Origin of the sequence: Caldalkalibacillus mannanilyticus JCM 10596, from assembly GCF_000615945.1 — a bacterium.
In the GTDB taxonomy this organism is placed as follows: Bacteria; Bacillota; Bacilli; order Caldalkalibacillales; family JCM-10596; genus Bacillus_AT; species Bacillus_AT mannanilyticus.
In genome coordinates, this window is sequence record NZ_BAMO01000012.1 from 75,207 (window position 1) to 96,404 (window position 21,198).

Here is a 21,198-nt window from a genome sequence, read left to right on the forward strand (position 1 = left end):
TAGTGGGGACACGGAAATCATGAGAGAAATCTGGGGAGGGTTTACGTGGGATACCCGCCCAGTTATTATTGAAATCGAGGATCGCAGAATTGCGGCTGCCATGCATAACATGCCACATGGCGTGCAAAAAATTAGAAATAACAATTACAATGGACATACATGTATCCATTTTCTAGGAAGTACCAAGCATAAAGATGGAAGCGCATGGGCTCATATGCAAAGAGACGTTAGAATCGCTGCTGGCGGTGTTCAATAAGGGATAGAAAAAAAGGATAGAAAAAAAGCCCGTCATTCACCAGATTTCGGTGAGTTACGGGCTATTTGGCTTAGTTTTTCTGAGTCAGTGAGGAAGGCAACATGTGCTCCTCTGTCATTTTTAAAAAGAGCCACCGTTTTTTCGTACAATTTTTTCTGCTTGATCGAATTTCTCCTTGCCTACAACGACAGTGAGAACAACATCCATTCCCACATTTTCATCATTTCCATCGCTCATCCCTGATGCACTTGGATTCGCACTGGCTAAAACACTAGAATCTCGATCGATTTCCACATCAAAAGTGGCGTTTGCCAGCCCAGGAAACTTTCCTGTAATCGGGTTGTGAAGCTCTTTTTCAAATTCTTCTGTATTAAACATGCTCACTCGATCAATGCGATAATCAAGAATCCCTACCTGCTTCAGGTCATCTACTGTTTTTTCAGCATCCGTCATTGTCCGAAATCCAGCGATAATCGCCATTTCATCAGAAGGTAATTGAGTCATGGTACATTCTCTCCTTATTTTCAACTTATCAGAGATATGTTTACCAAAAAGATCCTAGATCATGCAGAAAGCGATTGTTTTATGGGATAGTCCATCGAGCCAGAAACGAGTAGGGAATCCCTTATTGAGCCATTAAAGTGGCTAACCAGAGGTAAAGAGGTAATCCAATAATTAAATTAAAAGGTAATGTCATCCCTAGTGAAGAACCAATATATAATCCGGGATTGGCGTCAGGAATAGCTTGTTGCACAGCTGCTGGAGCCGCAATATAGGAGGCGCTTGCTGTTAATACGCCTAACATGGTTACACCACCAATGGACATTCCGATCATATTTCCAGCTAGAACTCCCGCTACTCCACCGATTAGCGGAAAGATAAAAGCAAAGGAGAAAGAAAGCAAGCGGATATTTTCCAATTTCTTTAATTCTTGAGTAGCAACCATACCGATGTGCAATAAGAAAATACACAGAACACCATAAAATAGATCTCCAAACAAAGGCTTTATTTTGGCGATCCCATCCGCATGGGCAATGTACCCAATGATGAGTCCACCAACAAGAAGAAAGATACTTTTGCCGAAGAAGGCTTCTTTTACTACATGGCTTAACCCTGAGTCTTGTTGAAGCTTTTTTTGCCCCATTTTATAAAACACAATAGCTGTAATAATAGCAGGACCCTCCATAATAACTAGGATGGCAGCAATGTAGCTTTCATAAAAAATATTAAGCTTATCTAAAAAACTTAAGCCTGCTACGAAAGTAACGGCACTCACCGATCCATAATGCGCGGCAACCGCAGCAGAATTCTCTAAACTAAACTTGTAAAGATACCGTAATATAAAGTATGCTATAAAAACCATAAACATACTCAGTAAGATCGCAGTAATAATAGCGGGCAGCATCGAAATAAGTGATACATTTTTGAGCTCTACCCCTCCTTTGATTCCAATAGTAAATAAGATAATCATGGTATAGCCACTATAGAAAGCGGAGGGAACTTTTAAGTCTGAATTAACTAAGACAGCAATAATACCAAGAATAAAGAATAAGATCATCGGTGAAAGTAAATTCGAGTAAGCAATTTCAATGATTTGATTCATAATTTCCTCCCTATTTCAAGCGTAAAGTAGTGTCAATGTAAGTAAATATACTGATGTATATTTTAACAGACTAAAATACCGAAAGAAAGTAGAGATAAAGCTCTAGAATTATAAAAAATTATACAGCGTTTTCAAAAGTGCGGTATAATACAAGGAAAATGTTAATAGGATACAGAAATTAATCTATAAAGTCATAATTAAATTGGAGGTTACTTATGGGCGTTGTATTTATTTTAGATAGTGGAAGTGACTTTGAAGTCGAGAATCAAATTCAGGTCAAGCACCCTGTAGAGGTAATCCCTCTAAATATACATATAGATGAGCATGTCTACCTAGATGGAGTCGATATCAATAAGACGCAGTTCTATGAAAAAATGGCAGCAAGCCAAGCGTTACCCAAGACAAGCCAACCTTCTCCACAAGCGTTTTATGAAGTGTTTAAAAAATATATTGAACAAGGGAATCACATCATTAGTATTTCGATTGCCTCAGAACTAAGCGGTACATTCCAAAGCTCTTCCATTGCCCAAAATATGCTGTCTGATGAAGAGCAAAACAAGGTATTTTTGATTGATTCCAAAAATGTTTCTGTCGCCATTCTTTATATGGTCAAGGTTGCCGATCAGCTTTTATCTGAGGGTGTAGCTGTTGAAGAAGTTGTTCGAAGATTAGAAGAGATGAAAGACAATATTAAAATTTTTGCTTTGCTTGATACGCTGGAGAACCTGAAAAAAGGGGGGCGTATTTCTCAAACACAAGCCTTCATTGGGGAACTGTTGAATATAAAGCCTATGGTTTGTGTAGAATATGGCAAGGTGGAAAACTTAGGCAAGTTTAGAGGGAGAAAAAAGGGATTAAAGGAACTTTCCTCTACACTTTCTAGTGCAGCGCCCTATGACACAGATTATTTATTTATTGTTCACAGCTTCGATACATATGAAGAGGCAGAAGAAGAAGCAAAGGCTGTGCTGGATCCAGAACAATTTATGCACACTTATTTCTATAAGCTAGGGAGTACGATCGGAACTCATGCTGGTAAGAATACATTAGGGATATGTGTATTAAAAAAGTGAACATCTGGAAGCCTTGAAGATATCTAACATCTTTAAGGCTTTTTGTGCCTTAACGTCTTCTGTCCTCCTACTCATCATCTTGGTATAATAATTGTGATTGTAAAAATAGATGGTGAATGTTAGGATTGTACTGAAAACAAATGTTCGAATAAAGTAGATCAAACAGAAGATCAAAATTATAGATTGAGGGGAGTTTCATCGTTGACTAATCAGCTTTCTTTTGAATATAACGAAGATGCCATACAGGTCTTAGAAGGTTTAGATGCTGTCCGAAAAAGACCGGGGATGTATATTGGAAGTACAGATAGCCGAGGCTTGCATCATTTGGTGTATGAAATCTTGGACAATTCAGTAGATGAAGCCTTAGCAGGATACGGAAAGAAAATTATCATTCGTTTACACCAGGACGGTAGTGTATCAGTAGAGGATGAAGGACGAGGGATGCCTACAGGAATGCATAAGATGGGTAAACCTACGCCAGAAGTCATTCTGACAGTATTGCATGCTGGTGGTAAATTTGGACAAGGGGGCTATTCTACCTCTGGCGGTTTGCATGGAGTAGGAGCCTCTGTCGTCAATGCCCTTTCGGAATGGTTAGAGGTCATCATTTATCGCGAGGGACAGATCTATAAACAACGGTTCGAAGAAGGGGGAAAACCCGTCACATCATTAGAGGTGATTGGGAAAACAAAAAAAACAGGAACCACTGTTCATTTTAAACCAGACCCTCTTATCTTTAGTACCACACAATATAATTACGATACATTAGCAGAGCGTTTCAGGGAAGCTGCCTTTCTCTTAAAAGGGCTGGCAATTGAAATCATTGACCAGCGTGAAGGAAAAGAAAACAATCACGAGATCTTCCAATATGAAAACGGGATTGAAGCTTTTGTTGCATACATGAACGAGGAAAAGGAGGTTCTCCATAAGGTTGTTAGCTTCCAAGGAGAGCAAATAGAGATTCCAGTTGAGATTGCCTTACAATATAACGATGGCTACTCCGAAAATATTTTGTCCTTTGTGAACAATGTACGAACAAAGGATGGAGGAACTCATGAGGCGGGCTTTAAGACGGCGTTGACAAGAATGATGAACGAATATGCTAGAAAGGCAGGACACCTGAAGGAGAAGGATAAGAACCTTGAGGGAGCCGATATCCGTGAAGGGCTTACAGCCATTATCTCCATTCGAGTTCCTGAGGCTAAACTTCAATTCGAAGGGCAAACCAAAGGGAAGCTAGGGACCGCCGAAGCTAGATCGGCAGTTGACTCTGTTGTAGCTGAACGATTAACCATCTTTCTAGAAGAAAATCCGGATATAGCTACCTTGCTTGTTCGTAAAAGCATCAAGCTGCCCAGGCACGAGAAGCAGCCCGAAAAGCGCGGGAAGATGCGAGAAATGGGAAGAAAGGTAAAAAGAAAGAAGCCATCTTAAGTGGGAAGCTAACTCCTGCCCAGAGCAAGAATCCAGCAAGAAATGAATTGTTCCTTGTGGAAGGAGATTCAGCAGGAGGCTCTGCTAAGCAGGGAAGAGACCGTACCTTTCAAGCGATCTTGCCTCTTCGAGGGAAAGTGATTAACACGGAAAAAGCAAAAATTGATGATATTATGAAAAATGAAGAGATCAGAACCATCATCTATACGATTGGTGCTGGTGTAGGACCTGATTTCAATTTGGATGATGTTAATTATGATAAAATTATCATTATGACAGACGCCGATACAGATGGAGCGCATATTCAGGTACTCTTACTAACCTTCTTTTATCGTTATATGAAGCCGCTACTAGAGGCTGAAAAAATTTATATTGCCCTACCGCCCCTATACAAGGTTAGCAAGGGAACAGGCAGCAAAGCAGTGATTGAATATGCCTGGGATGAGCAAGGTCTGAAGAAGGCAACGAAAAAAGTAGGCAAGGGTTATACGATTCAGCGCTATAAAGGTCTGGGAGAAATGAATGCAGATCAGTTATGGGAAACTACCATGGATCCAGAAACACGTTCTCTGATTCGAGTCACGATTGAAGATGCAGCACGAGCGGAGAGAAGAGTATCTGTTCTTATGGGAGATAAGGTTGAACCTAGACGTCGTTGGATTGAAAATAATGTAGCCTTCAGTATGGAGGAGGATTCTCCTTATATTAATCAGACCGAAGTAGCTTCATCAGAACAACTGGAACAATAAATGAAGGAGTGACTCTCATTTGTCTCTTTTAGAAAAGTTTTTAGATTTACCTTTTGAAGAAGTGATTGGTGATCGATTTGGTCGCTATTCTAAATATATTATCCAAGACCGAGCTCTGCCGGATGCCCGCGATGGACTTAAGCCTGTACAACGCAGGATTCTTTATGCGATGTATAAAGAAGGCAACACAGCGGATAAGCCATTCCGTAAATCTGCTAAAACCGTGGGTAACGTGATCGGGAATTATCATCCACATGGTGATTCTTCTGTCTATGATGCCATGGTTCGGATGTCACAAGAGTGGAAATTACGCAATGTTTTAATAGAAATGCATGGAAATAACGGCAGCATTGATGGTGACCCGCAAGCCGCCATGCGTTATACAGAAGCTCGTTTGTCTAAGATAGCTGCTGAGCTGCTTCGTGATATTGACAAGGATACGGTTTTCTTTATTCCTAACTTCGATGATTCGGATGAAGAACCGACCGTACTTCCTTCACGCTTTCCTAACTTACTTGTTAACGGCTCCACAGGAATTTCGGCTGGATATGCTACAGAAATTCCACCTCATCATTTAGGAGAAGTGATTGATGCCGTCATCATGCTAATGGAGCATCCTGAAGCAACTGTTGACGAATTAATGACCGTGATGAAGGGTCCAGATTTTCCTACTGGCGGTATCATTCAAGGGATCGAAGGAATCAAGCAAGCATATGAAACAGGTAAGGGAAAAATCGTTATTCGTTCTAAGACCTCCTTTGAAGTGATGAAAGGCGGAAGAGAACAAATCATTGTTTCAGAAATTCCCTACGAAGTCAATAAAGCGAACTTAGTCCGTAAGATTGATGAATTGAGAGTGGATCGCAAGGTAGAAGGAATTGCAGAGGTCCGTGATGAAACAGACCGAACAGGACTTCGAATTGTGATTGACTTGAAAAAGGATGCAGATGCTGGAGGTGTCCTTGCTTATTTATTTAAAAACACGGACCTACAAATCTCGTACAATTTCAATATGGTAGCTATTGCTAATAAACAGCCTAAGTTGATGAACCTCATGCATTTATTAAATGCCTATATTGAACATCAAAAACAGGTTGTCAAGAAAAGAACTCAGTTTGACTTAGCTAAAGCTGAGGATCGCTTGCATGTTGTGGCTGGTTTAATACGTGCCATGTCGATTTTAGATGAAGTGATCTCTACGATTCGAGCTTCTAAGGATAAAGGGGATGCTAAGCAAAACCTTGTCAAGTCCTTTGACTTTACGGATCGACAGGCAGAAGCGATTGTCACCCTTCAGTTATATCGATTAACCAACACGGATGTGACTCAGTTAGAAAAGGAAGCAAGGGAACTAGAAAAAACCATTCATAAATTGGAGGCTATTTTGGCTAGTGAACAGAAGCTATTGTCTGTGATTAAGAATGAGCTAGAAGAAATAAAAGCAACGTATGCAGATAAGAGAAGGTCTGAAATCCAAGCTGAGATTGAGGAAATTAAGATTAATTTAGAAGTCATGGTTCCAAGCGAAGATGTCATTGTTACGGTGACTCGAGATGGTTATATTAAAAGAACGAGTATTCGCTCTTATTCGGCTTCTAGTAATGATGAAGTAGGAAAGAAAGAAGAGGATGTCTTGCTGGAACAGCTTGAATCAAATACAACAGAAACACTGCTCCTCTTTACGAATAAAGGAAATTACCTCTATCTTCCTGTTCATGAACTGCCGGATATCAAGTGGAAGGATATGGGTCAGCATATTGCCAATATCATTCCTATTGATAAAGCAGAAAGGATTCTAAAAGCATATAGCATCAAGGATTTTAATCTGCCGGATACCTATCTGTTGTTCTGCTCTAAGCAAGGAATGGTCAAAAGGAGTCTGCTGTCAGAATATAAAGTACAACGTTATTCTAAGCCGATGGTTGCAACCAAGCTAAAAGAAGATGATGAAGTATTATCAGTCCATCTCATTTCAGGAGAAAAGGAAATCATTCTTATTACGCACCAAGCACTTGCTTTACGATATAGCGTAGATGAAATCAGCATTGTGGGTCAAAAAGCGGCTGGAGTGAAGGGGATAAACTTGAAGGATGAAGATTATGTTGTAGCCTGTCTTGTTATAGACGTCCCTTCTCAGATGAAAGAGCTTGAACTCCTCACTCATCGCCAAGGGGTGAAGAAAGTCCTTCTTCAGCAGATTGAAATAACCTCTCGAGCCAAACGAGGTGTAAAGTTGATTAAGGAGCTTAAATCAAATCCACACCGTGTTGTTGAAGTAAAAGAGCATCATCATGATCGTGAAAAATAATTATTTTTATGTAAAAAAGAATCTTCCCCACCATTTGATGAGGAAGATTTTTTTTTACTTAGGAGCCAGTGCTAGAGCAAAGTCTTGGATCTCATTTTCTGGAATATGAGAAAAGCTTTCTTTGGACTTACTGACGACTCGAAAGATCAATTTATCGAATAAACGCAGCTTGTCGTAGTCTACCTCACTTCCTAGTATGGCTTGACAAGAAGAATGTTTCAGCAGGATTTCTGGAAACGATTGCTTTAGTTCTTGTTTTCTCGTTTCTTCTTCGGGTGCCCCGGCACAGATGAATAAACCCAATGGTTTTTCCAGAAGCTCTGGAACGGACTCATTCATATATTCTGTGAGTTCTTTCTGGATTTTTCCGAAATAAATAGAGCCACCGATGATGACACGATCAAATGATTTTAGTGAAGGAGCTTTTTCCTTTAGTAAATTGAGTAGCTGTACCTCTCCTTTTAAATGCTCTTTTAAAAGGAGAGCCACTTTTTCTGTGCAGCCGTATTTTGTAGTGTAAATAATGATGGTTTTCATGAAATCCAACCCTTTCGTTCATGTTCATTTCGCTCTCATAACGTTTAAAATAACATAAACATTCTTATAAATTCAGTGATCTCTAATACACTTACAAAAATTACAATATAATCGCTATGAGAACAACAAAAAGCACACGAAAAGTGAAAAGGTGAAAGGGCTTCACGGTAATAAAGGGCTGAACAATCCGAGTATCAATAGCAACAGTAAAAAAAGAGTGCAGGCTTAGCGCAAGCACTCTTTTTTTGATTTTATATTTTAGTTTTGACTTTCAGTAAAAATTTGAAAGGTCACGCCGAATTTGTCCGTTACGTCACCAAAACCTGGACTAAAAGGGGTTTCTTCAAACTGCATATTGACTTGACCGTCTTGCCGCAAGGCTTCAAAAATTAGTTTTGATTTTTCCAGGTCATTCGTTGAAATGCAAATTGTTACCTGTTTACCCTTTTCAATAGGCGAACCACCTGGAGCATCCGAAAACATGAGTTCAGTTTCACCAACTTGTAACTTTGCGTGTGCCACAAGGTTCTTTAGATCATCAGTGAAAGTATTAGACATTTCCGGCATATCTCCGTAAGTAATGATAGTGAGGACTTCGGCACCAATTGCTTGTTCATAAAACTGAATAGCTTCTCTTGCGTTCCCTTCCATATTTAAATAGGGGGTAAGTCTTACTGTCATCATTGGTCAACTCCTTAATTTATTATTTTTTCAATCGTAGCATATGAATAATGCTTTGATTTCTTTTCGATTGCTATCTTGAACAATAAACAGAGAACGAATGCTTTCGCTACGTCCCACAGTGCTTTAAATCCACAATAAAGTATTTCATCGCAACATTTTTATTAACTTCGTGACTTTATTTCAAAGCTACAGAAATAACCCTTGTCCATGTGGTAGTAACAATAAGTATAAAAAATGCAGTGGAAAATAGAGGGTTGACAAATCATTAATTTGAGGTTAAGTTAGTAGTTGTGAAAATAAATCGCAAAAAATCAATAAAGTACCTCGTTAGGTGAGGCTCCTGTGTGGAGATACGCTACTGCCCAGAAATGTCCAAAGACGCCAATGGGTTGAACAGGAACTATCGACATAAGGTAGTTTTTAATGTAGCTGGATTTTCCTATGCCGCACAGTGCTAAAGCTCAACGAATGGAGGGTTATGTGAAAAAACACAAGTTTTTTTTGTGTTGTTTCTTAATCTTTGTGTTGAATTGAAACACCTTCATTCGTTGAAGGTGTTTTTTTGCATGGAAAAGGGGTGGTAGGAAATGGATAGTGATTCGAGTAGGGAACCTGTTTTAAGTAACACAAAAAAGCACAAGTTATTATACAAGAGGAAGAAATCCATTTCCACTCCACTTGGTAGCTGGAGATGGATTTCCTAAAAGGAGGATTCATCATGGTTATATTAAATCAACAAAATCGTCAAGAATATAGAGTAGAAATTATTGAGGCGATTCATACTCAAAATCTAGAAGCATTTAGAGAGCTTTTTTTAGAGCTGCATCCTACGGATCAAATCGAGATTATGATATCCTTGGATAAAAAACAACGGACGGTCGTCTATAAGTATTTGTCTGCTGGAGAGTTTGCCGAGATTTTTCAAGGATTGGAGCTTTCCAGACAAAAGCAATTTTTTGCTGAGTTACAGCAAAACTACGCCATTGATATGTTAAATCAGATGTCATTCGATGATATTGCTGATTTTTTGGCGGAACTGCCAGTGGCAACAAAAGAATTGTTTTTGAGTAAGATGAATAGAGCGGATGCACAGGAAGTATTACACCTATTGAAATATCCAGAACAGACAGCTGGGGCGCTGATGACGACGGAATTTATCTATGTAAAGGAAAAAGAAACGGTGTCAGAGGTCATAGAGCATTTAAGAAAAGAGGGACCCGATGCCGAAACTATCTATTACATCTATGTTGTGAATGAACAATTTGATCTAGTTGGTGTTCTTTCTATTCGAGATCTTATTGTATCACCAGTTGAGCGCTGCATTGAAGAAATTATGAGTACAAGAGTTGTTTTTGTCGATGTGAATACGGATCAAAAGGAAGTAGCAGATGTTATTAAGAAATATGATTTTTTTGCTGTTCCAGTCACTGTACAAGGGAAACTCGTGGGAATTATTACAGTAGATGATGCGCTTGATGTTGTGGATGAAGAAGTCACAGAGGATTTTCATAAGATGGCTACCGTATCTAAGCTAGGAAAAAGCTTAAAGGACGCAGGAGTGTTCTTTCTCTATCGTAAGAGAATTAGCTGGCTCGTATTATTAGTCTTTTTTAATATTTTTTCTGGTGCAGGAATTGCTTTTTTTGAAGATACGATCGCGGCACATATTGCATTGGTTTTTTTCTTACCGCTACTGGTAGATAGTGGAGGGAATGCTGGTTCTCAATCTGCTACCTTAATGATTCGTGCCCTAGCTACAGGAGAAATTCGTATGCGAGATTGGGCTAAATTATTTGCCAAGGAAATATCTGTTGCTTTATTACTCGGGATCACGATGGCATTGGCGGTATCGATGATCGGCTTTTATCGAGGGGGAATAGAGATTGCGATCGTTGTTGCCCTTTCTATGATTTTGGTCGTGATTGTAGGTAGTTTGATTGGTATGAGCCTTCCATTTTTGTTAAGCCGTATAAATCAAGACCCAGCTACTGCAAGTGCCCCGCTCATTACTTCTTTAGCTGACATGATCGGTGTTTTAATTTATTTTTCCATTGCTGCATGGTTTTTAGGGTTATAAAAAGGGAGTCAGGTGAGTATCATGAATCCTGAACTTTTCATAAAGCTAACTATTGCTTTATTTCTTGGCTTACTTATTGGAATTGATCGTCAATTGAAGCATAAGCCACTCGGTTTAAAAACAAGTATGATTATATGTGTGGCTAGTTGTCTAGTGACGATCGTATCTATACAGGCAGCTTATACCTTTCCGCGAACAGAGTTTATGATGATGGACCCCTTAAGACTTGCTGCCCAAATTGTGAGTGGAATTGGTTTTTTGGGTGCAGGTGTCATTCTGAGAAGAAATAATGATGTCATTTCTGGTTTAACAACCGCCGCAATGATCTGGGCTTCAGGAGGTCTAGGAATTGCCATAGGGGCAGGTTTTTATCTAGAAGCCTTTTATTCTGTGCTGCTTTTTATTCTAGCCATCAATCTTCTGCCGAATGTTGTGAAAATCATTGGTCCAAATAAGCTTAGACAGCGTGATTTAGCGGTGAAGATTGTGGTAGAACCTAATTACAAAATGACGGAATTATTACAGCTTATTGAACAAAAAGGAAAAAGGATAGCGGATGACCAGAAAAAAGAGATCAAGATCCGACATATCAAAATCAAGGATTTAGAAAACGGAAACCAACAAATCGGTCTTACTCTGTCTGCGTCAGAAAAAGAGTACACAACAGAAATTTATTATGTTATCAAGAAAATTGATCATGTGCTCACAGTAGAAGTTGAACATCTCTAATCAGGAAAGGAAAGGGGGTATATGAGAATGAAATTTCAAGAAGAATACTCCTATTACCTATTACAGTTGTTAAAAAACGAAGAAAAAGAGAAATTTAGAGCGGATCTTTTTAAATTACATCCAACGGATCAACAGCATTTTTTTATGACGCTAGACCAAGAAAAAAGGAAACGAGTCTACGTGTACTTATTGCCCGCAGAATTTGTGGATATTTTTCAGGAGTTCGGGATTCAGCAACAGAAACAGATTCTTTCAGAGCTAGAAGAAGAGTATGCCAAGCAGGTTCTGAAAAATATGTATGCTGATGATCTAACAGCATTAATTGGTTCAATGTCGACGAAAGAAGCGTCCCACTACTTATTAATATTAGATTCAAAAGAGGCAGATGAGGTTAGAAGGTTATTGTCTTATGGTTCACAAATGGCAGGAGGAATCATGACAACGGAGCATATGACGGTTTCGGCTGTAGATACAGTAGACGAGGTCTTGGAGCGATTGCATAGGGAAGGAAATCAAGCTGAAACAATATACTATTTATATGTGACAGATCACGAATTGAATTTAGTAGGAGTCTTGTCATTGCGGCAATTAATTACATCTGACCCCACAAAAAGAGTGGAAGATTTAATGAAGAAGCAGGTTATTTCTGTATCTGCTTTTGACGATCAACAGCAAGTTGCACAAGTCATAAAACAGTATGATTTACTTGTCGTTCCTGTCACGATTCATGGAAAGCTGGTTGGGATCATTACAGTGGATGATATTATGGATGTAGTCGAGGATGAAATGACGGAGGATATCGGAGAGATTTCAGCGGCGAAGGGTGCAGTAGATCTTGAGATTAACGCTGTAGATGCTGCTAAAAGACGCTTGCCTTGGTTAATTCTTTTGTTGTTTTTAGGTTTATTTACTGCTGGGATTATTGGGAGATTCGAAGCAACCTTGGAGCAAGTAGCTATCTTAGCTATCTTTATTCCTTTAATCGCCGATATGGCAGGAAATACGGGAACGCAGTCCTTAGCTGTTGTTGTGCGTGGCTTGGCACTGGGTAAATTAGATAGAAAGAGTGTTGGGCGATTATTAAAAAGAGAAGCAGGAGTAGGGCTGATTATTGGTGTAGCGTGTGCCATCGTCGTTTCTTTTATTTCACAAATCATTGTTCCAGGGAATTGGCTGTTAGGATTGATCGTTGGCTTTTCACTATTTTGTACACTCGTCATTGCTACGCTTTCAGGAACCATGGTCCCTCTCTTGATCTATAAATTGAAAATAGACCCTGCAGTCGCATCAGGTCCTTTTATCACGACGATCAATGATATTATCGGGTTGCTTATTTATTTTTCCGTCGCAAGTGCCTTGATTCAATATATATAGTAAATGACTTTTTTCTATGAATCCTTAGGCTGTCGAGATACTTCTCGACAGCCTTTTTATGGAGCCTCTTTTCCAATGATGCCATAGAAAAATATCTTGGTAATCTCCTCACTTAAGGTAGAATCCTCTGATAAACCTCTTCACGCTGAATATATTCCTTTAGCATTTGTATATAAAATAATATCGCTTCATTTGATATGTTTGGGTCTATAAATCCTTGCTCTCTTCCTTCAGAAAATAAGGAATAAAAGAGGGGAATCGCTTTTTCGGTATAGAGCTTCTCTACATAATTTTCATTAGATGAGTATTCTTTCATGATGTATTGATACAGCTCTTCATGAATCTGACTGGCAGCTTCTTTTTTACTAAAGATGATTTTTTCAATTTTTTCAGGGAAGGGAACGAGGCTTGACATAATTTGTTCAAACTCCTGATATTTATGATCAATGTAGTAAATGAACATCTCATGGATGAGATTGTGTTTACTTTCGAAATAGTTATAAATCGTCACTTGTGATACATTGGCTTCCTTAGCAATTTCTGCTATAGACACCTTTTGAATACCGTGTTTCATAAAGAGGGTTAGCGATGCTTCTATTATACTTCGTTTTTTTTGTTCTTTTCGTCGTTCAAATCCGTTCATTCATTTCCACCTCACTCTTAGTGTAATAAAAAATATGTAATAAAACAATTAATAGATTTCATAACCTATTGTCAAAGGGTAGTATTTTGTATATTATGAAATGAAATAGTTAATATATTTCATAATAAAGCAGAATAAAACATGGATGTAAATGGAAACTTATGTTCAAGAGAGAACATGAGGAAAAAGGAGGAGAAGGGATGAGTATCGTAAAAGCAACAAATCTTATCAAAAAGTTTGGTAAATCTACCGCATTAAATGGTGTCGATCTGGAGGTGAATAGAGGGGAAGTATATGGTTTCATTGGTCCGAATGGGGCAGGAAAATCGACAACAATACGTATTTTGCTTGGGATACTGAGAGCTACGGAAGGGAAAGCCCATATCTTTGGAAAGGATGCCTGGAAGGATTCGGTGGACATTCATAAGCATCTCGCCTATGTGCCTGGAGATGTTAATCTATGGCCCAACTTAACTGGTGGGGAAGTGATAGACTTATTTATGAATTTTAAAGGGGCGATCAATAAAAAACGGAGAGAAGAAATGATCCAAAAATTTAATTTGGATCCTTCAAAAAAATGTGGAACCTATTCAAAAGGGAATCGTCAAAAGGTGGCATTGATCGCTGCTTTTGCATCGGAGGCGGAATTGTATATTTTAGATGAGCCGACGTCTGGTCTTGATCCCCTTATGGAGAGAGCATTCCAAGAATGTGTGTTAGAAGCAAAGCTAGAGGGGAAAAGTGTTCTTCTTTCCAGTCATATTTTATCTGAAGTGGAGAGACTGTGTGACACGATTGGAATTATTCGTCAAGGAAGGATGATTGAAACCGGAACGCTACGTGAATTGCGCCATTTAACCAGAGCCCATTTATTAGTTGAAACAAAGCAATCCATTGCCGACTTAAGAAAATTGAATGGTGTGCATGGTATTCAAGGAAAGGAACAGGCGGTTACCTTTCAGGTAGATGCAGAGGAGCTCGATACAGTCATCAGACATATCAGTCAATTTGGCATTGTAAGGCTAGAAAGCTCTCCTCCTAAATTAGAGGATTTATTTATGCGTCATTATGAGGAAACAGGAACGGATAAGCAGGCGGGAGTGGGAGGTGTATCATAAGTGGGGGGACAAGAATTTCATCAAACAGGAAGGATTATAAAGTTTATATTACGGCGTGATCGGATTCGTATACCGCTCTGGTTAGGAGCTCTTTTCTTATTAACTCTTATGACTGCATCGGCTTTTACTGGATTATATCAGTCCCCTGCTGAACAACAGGCTATGGCAGAAACGATGAAGAATCCAGCTATGGTAGCCATGGTCGGTCCCGGATATGGATTAGACAATTATACTGAAGGTCCTATGATGGCACATCAAATGCTACTATTTACTGCCATTACTGTAGCTATTATGAATATTTTGCTTGTGACTCGTCATACTAGAGCCGATGAAGAAGAGGGGCGAATCGAATTAATTCGTTCCTTTCCAGTAGGGCGTTTATCTCATATGAGTGCTACACTTATTGCGATGCTTTGTACGAACCTCCTTTTCGTTTTTGCTATTGGTTTTGGCTTGACTGCCTTGGGTATTGAAAGTGTTGATTTACTAGGTTCTTTTACTTATGGTGCTGCCATTGGAGCTACAGGAATTTTTTTCGCTGCTGTCACTTTATTATTTGCTCAGCTAAGTGAGAGTTCGAGAGGAACTATAGGGTTTTCTTTTGCCATTTTATTAGTTGCTTATTTTATTCGTGCGGTTGGAGATGTGAGCAACGAAACCTTGTCTATGCTTTCCCCACTTGGTTGGGTGTTACGCACAAAAGCATTCGTGACAAATGAGTGGTGGCCCATCGTTCTAACTGTGGGCATGTCACTGATCGTACTGATCGTGGCTATGTATCTGAATGCGATTCGTGATATAGAGGCAGGATTCTTACCTGCAAAACCGGGGAAAAAACATGCTTCACGCTTTCTGCGCAGTACAATGGGGCTGCCATTTAGACTCCAACGTACAGGAATCATTGCTTGGGCTATCGGCTTATATATGCTAGGTGTTTCCTATGGCTCTGTACTAGGTGATTTAGAAGCTTTTTTGGCTAATTCTGAAATGATGAGAGAAATGCTACAGCCAGTAGAAGGTTTTTCCTTGACGGAGCAATATATAACTATGTTGATGTCCATTCTTGCTATGATGAGTACGATCCCAACCCTCTTGTTTCTGTTAAAGCTAAAGGGGGAAGAGAAAAGGAACCGTACTGAACATTTATATTCACTTGCCCTATCTAGATCAAGGGTTTTGGGCAGCTATTTTGCTATCGCTCTAGCGAGTAGTATAGCAATGCTCTTCCTCGCTGTGCTGGGTTTATGGTCCGCTTCTACCGCTGCTATGGATGATCCTATTTCGTTCACCACGTTTTTTCAAGCGGGTATGGTTTACTTGCCAGCCATGTGGATCATGATTGGAGTCGCTGTCTTTTTTATCGGTTTCTATCCACAACTGACAAGCTTTGCTTATCTGTATCTAGGTTTTTCATTTTTGGTTGTTTATTTAGGAGGGTTGCTTCAATTCCCCGAATGGATTGGACATCTTTCTCCTTTTGGACATATTCCACGACTACCTGTGGAGGAAATGAACTTTTTGGGTGTAACCATCCTTACATGTCTGGCTGTGATCCTCATTGTGGGAGGGTTTGTTGGATATAAAAGAAGGGATATTACAGGATAGTGGGTAGGCAATGTAATGGGAGCCTTGTATTCAAAGCATGATTGAATACGAGGCTCTTTCAATTTGATCTGTTTTGGTGGTAATATTACATAGCAAAGGAAAAGGAGGATGAATCCATGTCAGGAAATCCGTATTCAGACATAGTAAACCAACTTTCTTCAGTTAAAGGGGATAAGACCCAAGAATCAAATTTACAAGTGGCTCAAGAATGTTTGAGCAATCCCAATTTACTTAATGAAATTGCAGAAGGTTTACATCATCATGATCCTAAAATTGTAGGGGACTGTGCAGAAGTTTTTACAAAAATAGCAGAGAAAAACAGTCAAATTGTTCTGCCTTTTGTTGATTTTCTTTTCCCCTTACTTCAAAACAAAACAACACGTGCTCGCTGGGAAGCGATGCATACGATCTCTATTATTGCAGCAGATGTTCCAGAAATGCTCAATTCTCATCTAGATAAATTAGAAGAGATTATTAGACAGGACTCAAGTACAATTGTGAGAGATTATGCGATTGATGCCCTAAATTATTTTTCTTTACGTGGTGAGCAGGAAGCACAGACTGTGTATCCTTTGTTAATAGAAGCTTTAGATTTGTGGGATGGAAAACATCGGGGACGAATTCTTCGAGGTTTCATGAATATTTTATCTGTAGTGCCTGAACTAGCATGTGAAATAAAAGAGGTTGCTCAAAAGTATACTGAGTATAAGAAAGGAGTTGTTAGAAAAGCGGCTCAAGCCTTAATTAAAATATAGACTTAGGGTGGTAAAAATTATTATGAGATTTTATAATTCAACCAAGTACGCCCGTGATTTGAATCATGGGATGAATGGACTTCGATTTATAATAGTTCTGAAATTAAAAAATGATATGCTCCCTTTGTGGTAGACAGTTACCAAAGCCTACTATAAAGGGAAGCATCCATACTTTTTTTTCAGCCTGAGAGGGATTTATCCCTACTTTATTCTTTTAACACTTCAATAAATTGCTGTAATTTATCCAGTGTGATCATATTTTGGTTACACTTTTGACTGTCTCGACAAATATAATTTCCTCTACTCGTATAGGTTTCCTTTCCGCTTTTAACAATCGACATAAACAAGCCTAGTTCTTCAATACCATTACATAAAGAACAAATTCCTTTTTGACTTTCCAAGAACGTTCCTTGTAAGCCTATTAATTTGCCATTATGCTCGGCAATCATAAATTTTCTGTTTATGCGATTGTCATACCAACCCAAATAAGAAATTGCCTTGAAATCAATTTCTTCAAGTGGAGGGGCTTTTAATTTTTTGATTTTAGGGAAAAGTTTTGCCACTGTTTTTTCAGTTACTTTCGTAAACGGAATGACATAAGCCTTGAGTTCAGCTAGAACGTTTCTTACTTGAGCCTCTTCTTCAATCTCAATTAATTTGTTTAAGATTTCCCTTTGGCTTTCGCTTATATCATGAAACAGTGCATGTACCTTATCTATTGAATGGAATTTGAAAGCATTAAGAATTTCATTGTCTTTCATTGTTGAATGTGCAGCCACCATACTTTTAAGCTGAAATTTAATGAAATGATATTGGTCACTTCTAATAAAAGCTTCTATCTCCATTACTGTATTTTTATTGTTATCCATTTTTCTTTAAATGTTCAGAAAATAATTGTATAATCATACCATTCACCAACCCTAGGAAACTAGCAGGAAATGTACTCGAAGAAAAGGGAATACAAAAATAAAAACGTAAGGTGTTGATGGTAATGGAAATAACCATGCTAGATATAGTTCAAGCTAGAAACCGTATACAGAAACATATTACTCAAACTCCTTTGTTACATTCGAAGGTACTATCTTCATTAACGGGAGCGGATGTTTGGTTTAAGCTGGAGAATTTACAAATCACCGGATCATTCAAACCACGAGGTGCTTTGAACAAGGTTCTTTCATTACATGAAAACGAACGCCTGAAAGGAGTTATTACGGCTTCTTCTGGAAACCATGCTCAAGGTGTCGCTTATGCAGCTTCGTTATGCGGTATTACAGCTTTAATTGTGGTTCCTGAAACCACTCCTCAGACCAAACAAGAAGCGATTAAACGTTCAGGAGCAGAGCTTGTTCTCTATGGAAAGACGTACGATGATGCTGAAGAGTTTGCCAATCGCTTAGCACTGGAAACAGGACGCACCTTTATCCATGCCTTTAATGATCCAATGATTATGGCAGGGCAAGGAACGATTGGCTTAGAGGTACTATTAGAGCAACCTGATTTTGATAAGATTCTGGTACCTGTTGGTGGAGGTGGACTCTTGAACGGAATTGCCACTGTTGCCAAGAGCATCAATCCAGCGATTCAAATGATCGGGGTACAGAGCAAGGCTTCTCCTCCTTGGTATTATTCCTTCAAGGAAAGAAGAATGGTAGATGTCGAGTATGAGGAATCTCTAGCAGATGGCACGTATGGAGGGATTCACTGGGAGCCTCTGGAGTATGCCTTGCGTGTAGTGGATGACAATGTTTTGGTTGAGGAGGAAGCGATTGCTGAGGCGGTGTGTTGGATGGCTCAACATCATCACTATATGATCGAGGGTTCTGGGGCTTTAGGGATCGCAGCTTTGCTTTCTGAGCAGATGGAAGATGTGAAAGGGAAAAAGATTCTATGTGTTATCAGTGGGGGAAATGTAGAAGCAAGTTTACTAGCCAACCTGATTACTAGCAGGGCTTCGGTTGAATCCTTTAACGATGAGCCATATAGCCAAGACTAATTGTTGCAAGGCGATTGGGATATTCAAGATCATGTAGGATGCATCCAGACCGATGAAGCGAATCATAAATAATAAGCTTGCTAAGATGGATAATGTAGATCCAATCAACCCCCAAACGGATAACCAACGTGGAACTAGTTTTGTTTGATAAAATATGCAGTTGAACAATAACATTGCCAAAACAAATGCCAGTGTTATTGCCACATGGTTCACCAAATCACGTCCTACCTGTAATAATTCACCTAAGGTCTGGAAATACGCTACATCCAGAGTTCCTGCCTTTGCAAATTCGTGGCTTAATGTCAATAACAATAAAAGAATGATGACACCAAGAATAATGAACACACCCGCAATAATGCCGAAAGCAACAGAGCCAAGAGCCAAACCTTTATGATGCTTACTTAAAATTGGGTACAGCAAAATAGGAATACCGACATAGGCAACAATCATTAATAGCTGGAAAAACGCTCCTATTAGCACCTGATTTTCGTGTGTAGAGGCTTTGACCATGTAGTCTGCTCCATCTATAACGGGAACAACACTAAATATACCTGCAATAATTCCGGCTATTAATAACACTCCAGAAATGACTGCAGACCTTCTAGGTGAATTTGTACTCTCCCTCAACGTTAATAAATTAGAATCATTGTTTGTTGGCATATTTTATCCTCCCTGTCATAGATCATTTTATCATGTTCTAACCATCAGGTGGAGTAAGAACTCCATCTGATGGAAGTTTCCTTTATCATAAAACAACAGGGGATGATAGCACAGATACTTTAGTAGGGTTAGTATCCTTTAGTTTGTCAGCGTAACTATCTTGACAAATGCCGAAAGGTGAGGTATTGTCAGAACACTCATCTGCAAAAAAAAATGTAGTGAGAGTAGCAGAGGAGAATATGAGTTGAGGTGAGAAGAGATGAGAGAGAAGTATGAGCAAAAGGGAGTAGCGATGACATGTCGCTCCTATCAAGAGTATCTGGATATGTTTATGTTGGATGAAGAAGTGATGGCAAGAGGACCTGTCTTAGATGTTGCCTCAGGTGCATCGTCCTTCGTTCAAGAAATGAACAAAAAAGGATACAAAGCAACAGCAGTAGATCCTATGTATCAAGAGGATGCGTCATTTTTACAACGAAGAGGGTTAGATGAAATTGAAGAATCAACCAAAAAGCTGGCTGATGTTCAACATTTGTTTCAATGGGCTTATTATGGCTCGTTAGAAAATCATTATAACAATCGAAAAGACTCCCTAGCGAAATTTATTGCTGATTATCAAGGAAACTCAGTCGAACCTCGGTATAAATATGGAACCTTGCCAAACCTACCCTTTGGGGACGAAACTTTCTCCCTTATTTTATGTAGTCACTTTCTTTTCCTATACGGAGAACAGTTTGACTATTCCTTTCATTTGAAGGCAGTTCAAGAATTGCTTAGAATATGTGCTCCAGGAGGAGAAATAAGAATTTATCCCATTGTAGGTTTTGATGGGGAGGATAATCCTCAAATAAATAGGCTGATCCAAGAGCTGCAAAGTGAAGGGGTAAGAGTGAGTTTAGCGCCTACTACATTTCGATTTCTAAAAGGAGCGACAAGGTATTTACACATAAATAAAGCGTAGCCGTTATTCAGATCGGATAGATGGAAGCTATTGGTCGAAATAAGTGTCGCTCTTGAGGATAAATCCTTTTATATTTGGAAAGATAAAAGCATAACGACAATATAAAAAGGAGAGAAAACCCATGACATTTATGAGACATCTCATACGCTTCATTGTAGCAGCTATTGTCTTGTTAACCGTATCGTGGCTAATTCCTGCCTTTACGATCGTTGGCTTTTGGAATGCTTTTCTGGCAGCGATTGTCATTGCAGCGATTGGCTGGGGGATCGAACTAATGATGGGCGATCGAATATCGCTTTATAGTAGAGGAATTGTTGGATTTCTTGTGAGCGCTGTTGTCATCTACTTTGCCCAGTTCTTTATTGTGAATTTCCAAACAACATTCATGGGCGCTTTGTTAGCAGCAGCAGTGATCGGTATCGTCGATCTTTTCGTACCGATTAAACCAAGGTTTGGAAGCGCTGAAGGAGCTAGAGAACGCTAAAGCAAAGAATTTAACTGTCACATGGTAGTCCTCCAATGAAGGAGGAGTCTTACAGACGATTAGAATGGGATAAAATTTGCCAATCAAAGCATGTTGTAAAAGAGAGCGATAAGTCAAACTGACCATTCGCTCTCTTTACTATTGTGTGAAATACG

20 protein-coding genes, 1 pseudogene and 1 riboswitch are annotated in these 21,198 nt (G+C 39.1%); of the genes and pseudogenes, 14 read left to right on the forward strand and 7 right to left on the reverse strand.

Translation table 11 applies throughout. The features are described from left to right. Positions 1-19: 19 nt before the first annotated feature. Entirely contained in the window at positions 20-256 is a 237-nt protein-coding gene (locus tag JCM10596_RS27670) for a hypothetical protein (RefSeq protein WP_025026824.1), read from the forward strand. 120 nt (positions 257-376) lie between these two features. Here JCM10596_RS27670 and JCM10596_RS08900 read toward each other — a convergent pair whose 3' ends face one another. Both JCM10596_RS08900 and JCM10596_RS08905 read right to left on the reverse strand, forming a co-directional pair. Next, positions 377-760 carry a hypothetical protein gene (locus tag JCM10596_RS08900; RefSeq protein ID WP_025026825.1) on the reverse strand — a complete coding sequence of 128 codons (384 nt, stop codon included), beginning with the start codon at positions 758-760 and terminating at the stop codon, positions 377-379. A 121-nt stretch (positions 761-881) separates the two neighbouring features. Further along, positions 882-1,859 carry a sodium-dependent bicarbonate transport family permease gene (locus JCM10596_RS08905; RefSeq protein ID WP_025026826.1) on the reverse strand — a complete coding sequence of 326 codons (978 nt, stop codon included), beginning with the start codon at positions 1,857-1,859 and terminating at the stop codon, positions 882-884. A gap of 215 nt (positions 1,860-2,074) precedes the next feature. Between JCM10596_RS08905 and JCM10596_RS08910 the strand changes: the two genes are divergently transcribed. From JCM10596_RS08910 to parC, 3 genes and pseudogenes are all read left to right on the forward strand, one after another. Then, the gene (locus JCM10596_RS08910) at positions 2,075-2,932 is read left to right on the forward strand and encodes a DegV family protein (RefSeq protein ID WP_025026827.1); all 858 of its coding nucleotides are present in this window, start codon (positions 2,075-2,077) and stop codon (positions 2,930-2,932) included. A gap of 201 nt (positions 2,933-3,133) precedes the next feature. Continuing rightward, positions 3,134-5,115 (forward strand): annotated as a pseudogene (gene parE, locus JCM10596_RS24680) (DNA topoisomerase IV subunit B). Positions 5,116-5,134: 19 nt separating this feature from the next. Continuing rightward, positions 5,135-7,423, forward strand: a complete 2,289-nt coding sequence (gene parC / locus JCM10596_RS08920) for a DNA topoisomerase IV subunit A (protein ID WP_025026828.1) — start codon at positions 5,135-5,137, stop codon at positions 7,421-7,423. Between the two features lie 54 nt (positions 7,424-7,477). On the opposite strand, the gene JCM10596_RS08925 is transcribed toward parC, so the two are convergent. Continuing rightward, positions 7,478-7,960 carry a flavodoxin domain-containing protein gene (locus JCM10596_RS08925; RefSeq protein WP_025026829.1) on the reverse strand — a complete coding sequence of 161 codons (483 nt, stop codon included), beginning with the start codon at positions 7,958-7,960 and terminating at the stop codon, positions 7,478-7,480. Positions 7,961-8,218: 258 nt separating this feature from the next. Beyond that, a complete protein-coding gene (locus tag JCM10596_RS08930; protein WP_025026830.1) occupies positions 8,219-8,641 on the reverse strand; it encodes a VOC family protein in 423 nt (140 codons plus the stop codon). A gap of 172 nt (positions 8,642-8,813) precedes the next feature. Here JCM10596_RS08930 and JCM10596_RS31270 point away from each other — a divergent pair, with 172 nt between their 5' ends. The 4 genes from JCM10596_RS31270 to mgtE (JCM10596_RS08945) all read left to right on the forward strand — a co-directional run bounded on the left by JCM10596_RS31270 (position 8,814) and on the right by mgtE (JCM10596_RS08945) (position 12,824). Then, positions 8,814-8,894, forward strand: coding sequence for an SEC-C metal-binding domain-containing protein (locus JCM10596_RS31270; protein ID WP_369345617.1), 81 nt, complete (start codon positions 8,814-8,816; stop codon positions 8,892-8,894). Positions 8,895-8,960: 66 nt separating this feature from the next. Further along, positions 8,961-9,124: riboswitch (M-box (ykoK) riboswitch) on the forward strand. A 238-nt stretch (positions 9,125-9,362) separates the two neighbouring features. Next, positions 9,363-10,721, forward strand: a complete 1,359-nt coding sequence (gene mgtE / locus JCM10596_RS08935; protein WP_025026831.1) for a magnesium transporter — start codon at positions 9,363-9,365, stop codon at positions 10,719-10,721. Between the two features lie 21 nt (positions 10,722-10,742). Further along, positions 10,743-11,450 (forward strand): MgtC/SapB family protein, encoded by a 708-nt coding sequence (locus JCM10596_RS08940; protein ID WP_025026832.1) that lies wholly within the window; start codon positions 10,743-10,745, stop codon positions 11,448-11,450. A gap of 27 nt (positions 11,451-11,477) precedes the next feature. Then, the gene (gene mgtE / locus JCM10596_RS08945) at positions 11,478-12,824 is read left to right on the forward strand and encodes a magnesium transporter (protein ID WP_234410454.1); all 1,347 of its coding nucleotides are present in this window, start codon (positions 11,478-11,480) and stop codon (positions 12,822-12,824) included. A gap of 112 nt (positions 12,825-12,936) precedes the next feature. Here the strand turns inward: mgtE (JCM10596_RS08945) and JCM10596_RS24685 are convergent, their stop codons facing one another. Next, positions 12,937-13,467, reverse strand: coding sequence for a TetR/AcrR family transcriptional regulator (locus JCM10596_RS24685; protein WP_369345616.1), 531 nt, complete (start codon positions 13,465-13,467; stop codon positions 12,937-12,939). A gap of 200 nt (positions 13,468-13,667) precedes the next feature. Here JCM10596_RS24685 and JCM10596_RS08955 point away from each other — a divergent pair, with 200 nt between their 5' ends. The 3 genes from JCM10596_RS08955 to JCM10596_RS08965 all read left to right on the forward strand — a co-directional run bounded on the left by JCM10596_RS08955 (position 13,668) and on the right by JCM10596_RS08965 (position 16,945). Further along, complete coding sequence (locus JCM10596_RS08955) at positions 13,668-14,585, forward strand: ABC transporter ATP-binding protein (RefSeq protein ID WP_025026834.1); 918 nt, start codon at positions 13,668-13,670, stop codon at positions 14,583-14,585. Then, on the forward strand, positions 14,586-16,190 hold the full coding sequence (locus JCM10596_RS08960; RefSeq protein WP_025026835.1) for an ABC transporter permease: 1,605 nt from the start codon (positions 14,586-14,588) through the stop codon (positions 16,188-16,190). It abuts the gene before it with no gap. A 116-nt stretch (positions 16,191-16,306) separates the two neighbouring features. After that, complete coding sequence (locus JCM10596_RS08965) at positions 16,307-16,945, forward strand: hypothetical protein (RefSeq protein WP_025026836.1); 639 nt, start codon at positions 16,307-16,309, stop codon at positions 16,943-16,945. Between the two features lie 206 nt (positions 16,946-17,151). Here JCM10596_RS08965 and JCM10596_RS08970 read toward each other — a convergent pair whose 3' ends face one another. Continuing rightward, on the reverse strand, positions 17,152-17,814 hold the full coding sequence (locus JCM10596_RS08970) for a FusB/FusC family EF-G-binding protein (RefSeq protein ID WP_081791977.1): 663 nt from the start codon (positions 17,812-17,814) through the stop codon (positions 17,152-17,154). Between the two features lie 122 nt (positions 17,815-17,936). Between JCM10596_RS08970 and JCM10596_RS08975 the strand changes: the two genes are divergently transcribed. Next, positions 17,937-18,938 (forward strand): threonine ammonia-lyase, encoded by a 1,002-nt coding sequence (locus JCM10596_RS08975; RefSeq protein WP_025026838.1) that lies wholly within the window; start codon positions 17,937-17,939, stop codon positions 18,936-18,938. Here the strand turns inward: JCM10596_RS08975 and JCM10596_RS27675 are convergent. Then, positions 18,870-19,598 carry a DUF4386 domain-containing protein gene (locus JCM10596_RS27675; protein WP_051541244.1) on the reverse strand — a complete coding sequence of 243 codons (729 nt, stop codon included), beginning with the start codon at positions 19,596-19,598 and terminating at the stop codon, positions 18,870-18,872. The two genes, JCM10596_RS08975 and JCM10596_RS27675, sit on opposite strands and share 69 nt — an antisense overlap. Before the next feature lie 259 nt (positions 19,599-19,857). Here JCM10596_RS27675 and JCM10596_RS08985 point away from each other — a divergent pair, with 259 nt between their 5' ends. Both JCM10596_RS08985 and JCM10596_RS08990 read left to right on the forward strand, forming a co-directional pair. Beyond that, positions 19,858-20,559 carry a class I SAM-dependent methyltransferase gene (locus JCM10596_RS08985; RefSeq protein WP_025026840.1) on the forward strand — a complete coding sequence of 234 codons (702 nt, stop codon included), beginning with the start codon at positions 19,858-19,860 and terminating at the stop codon, positions 20,557-20,559. A 121-nt stretch (positions 20,560-20,680) separates the two neighbouring features. Next, complete coding sequence (locus JCM10596_RS08990; RefSeq protein WP_025026841.1) at positions 20,681-21,043, forward strand: phage holin family protein; 363 nt, start codon at positions 20,681-20,683, stop codon at positions 21,041-21,043. Positions 21,044-21,198 lie beyond the last annotated feature (155 nt).

What these genes read in the sequence shown, in the direction of transcription:
- JCM10596_RS27670 (WP_025026824.1), top strand. Translation starts at nt 20, where the DNA reads ATGAGAGAAATCTGGGGAGGGTTTACGTGGGATACCCGCCCAGTTATT.
- JCM10596_RS08900 (WP_025026825.1), bottom strand. Translation starts at nt 760, where the DNA reads ATGACTCAATTACCTTCTGATGAAATGGCGATTATCGCTGGATTTCGG.
- JCM10596_RS08905 (WP_025026826.1), bottom strand. Translation starts at nt 1,859, where the DNA reads ATGAATCAAATCATTGAAATTGCTTACTCGAATTTACTTTCACCGATG.
- JCM10596_RS08910 (WP_025026827.1), top strand. Translation starts at nt 2,075, where the DNA reads ATGGGCGTTGTATTTATTTTAGATAGTGGAAGTGACTTTGAAGTCGAG.
- JCM10596_RS08925 (WP_025026829.1), bottom strand. Translation starts at nt 7,960, where the DNA reads ATGAAAACCATCATTATTTACACTACAAAATACGGCTGCACAGAAAAA.
- JCM10596_RS08930 (WP_025026830.1), bottom strand. Translation starts at nt 8,641, where the DNA reads ATGACAGTAAGACTTACCCCCTATTTAAATATGGAAGGGAACGCAAGA.
- mgtE (WP_025026831.1), top strand. Translation starts at nt 9,363, where the DNA reads ATGGTTATATTAAATCAACAAAATCGTCAAGAATATAGAGTAGAAATT.
- JCM10596_RS08940 (WP_025026832.1), top strand. Translation starts at nt 10,743, where the DNA reads ATGAATCCTGAACTTTTCATAAAGCTAACTATTGCTTTATTTCTTGGC.
- mgtE (WP_234410454.1), top strand. Translation starts at nt 11,478, where the DNA reads ATGAAATTTCAAGAAGAATACTCCTATTACCTATTACAGTTGTTAAAA.
- JCM10596_RS24685 (WP_369345616.1), bottom strand. Translation starts at nt 13,467, where the DNA reads ATGAACGGATTTGAACGACGAAAAGAACAAAAAAAACGAAGTATAATA.
- JCM10596_RS08955 (WP_025026834.1), top strand. Translation starts at nt 13,668, where the DNA reads ATGAGTATCGTAAAAGCAACAAATCTTATCAAAAAGTTTGGTAAATCT.
- JCM10596_RS08965 (WP_025026836.1), top strand. Translation starts at nt 16,307, where the DNA reads ATGTCAGGAAATCCGTATTCAGACATAGTAAACCAACTTTCTTCAGTT.
- JCM10596_RS08970 (WP_081791977.1), bottom strand. Translation starts at nt 17,814, where the DNA reads ATGGATAACAATAAAAATACAGTAATGGAGATAGAAGCTTTTATTAGA.
- JCM10596_RS08975 (WP_025026838.1), top strand. Translation starts at nt 17,937, where the DNA reads ATGGAAATAACCATGCTAGATATAGTTCAAGCTAGAAACCGTATACAG.
- JCM10596_RS27675 (WP_051541244.1), bottom strand. Translation starts at nt 19,598, where the DNA reads ATGCCAACAAACAATGATTCTAATTTATTAACGTTGAGGGAGAGTACA.
- JCM10596_RS08985 (WP_025026840.1), top strand. Translation starts at nt 19,858, where the DNA reads ATGAGAGAGAAGTATGAGCAAAAGGGAGTAGCGATGACATGTCGCTCC.
- JCM10596_RS08990 (WP_025026841.1), top strand. Translation starts at nt 20,681, where the DNA reads ATGACATTTATGAGACATCTCATACGCTTCATTGTAGCAGCTATTGTC.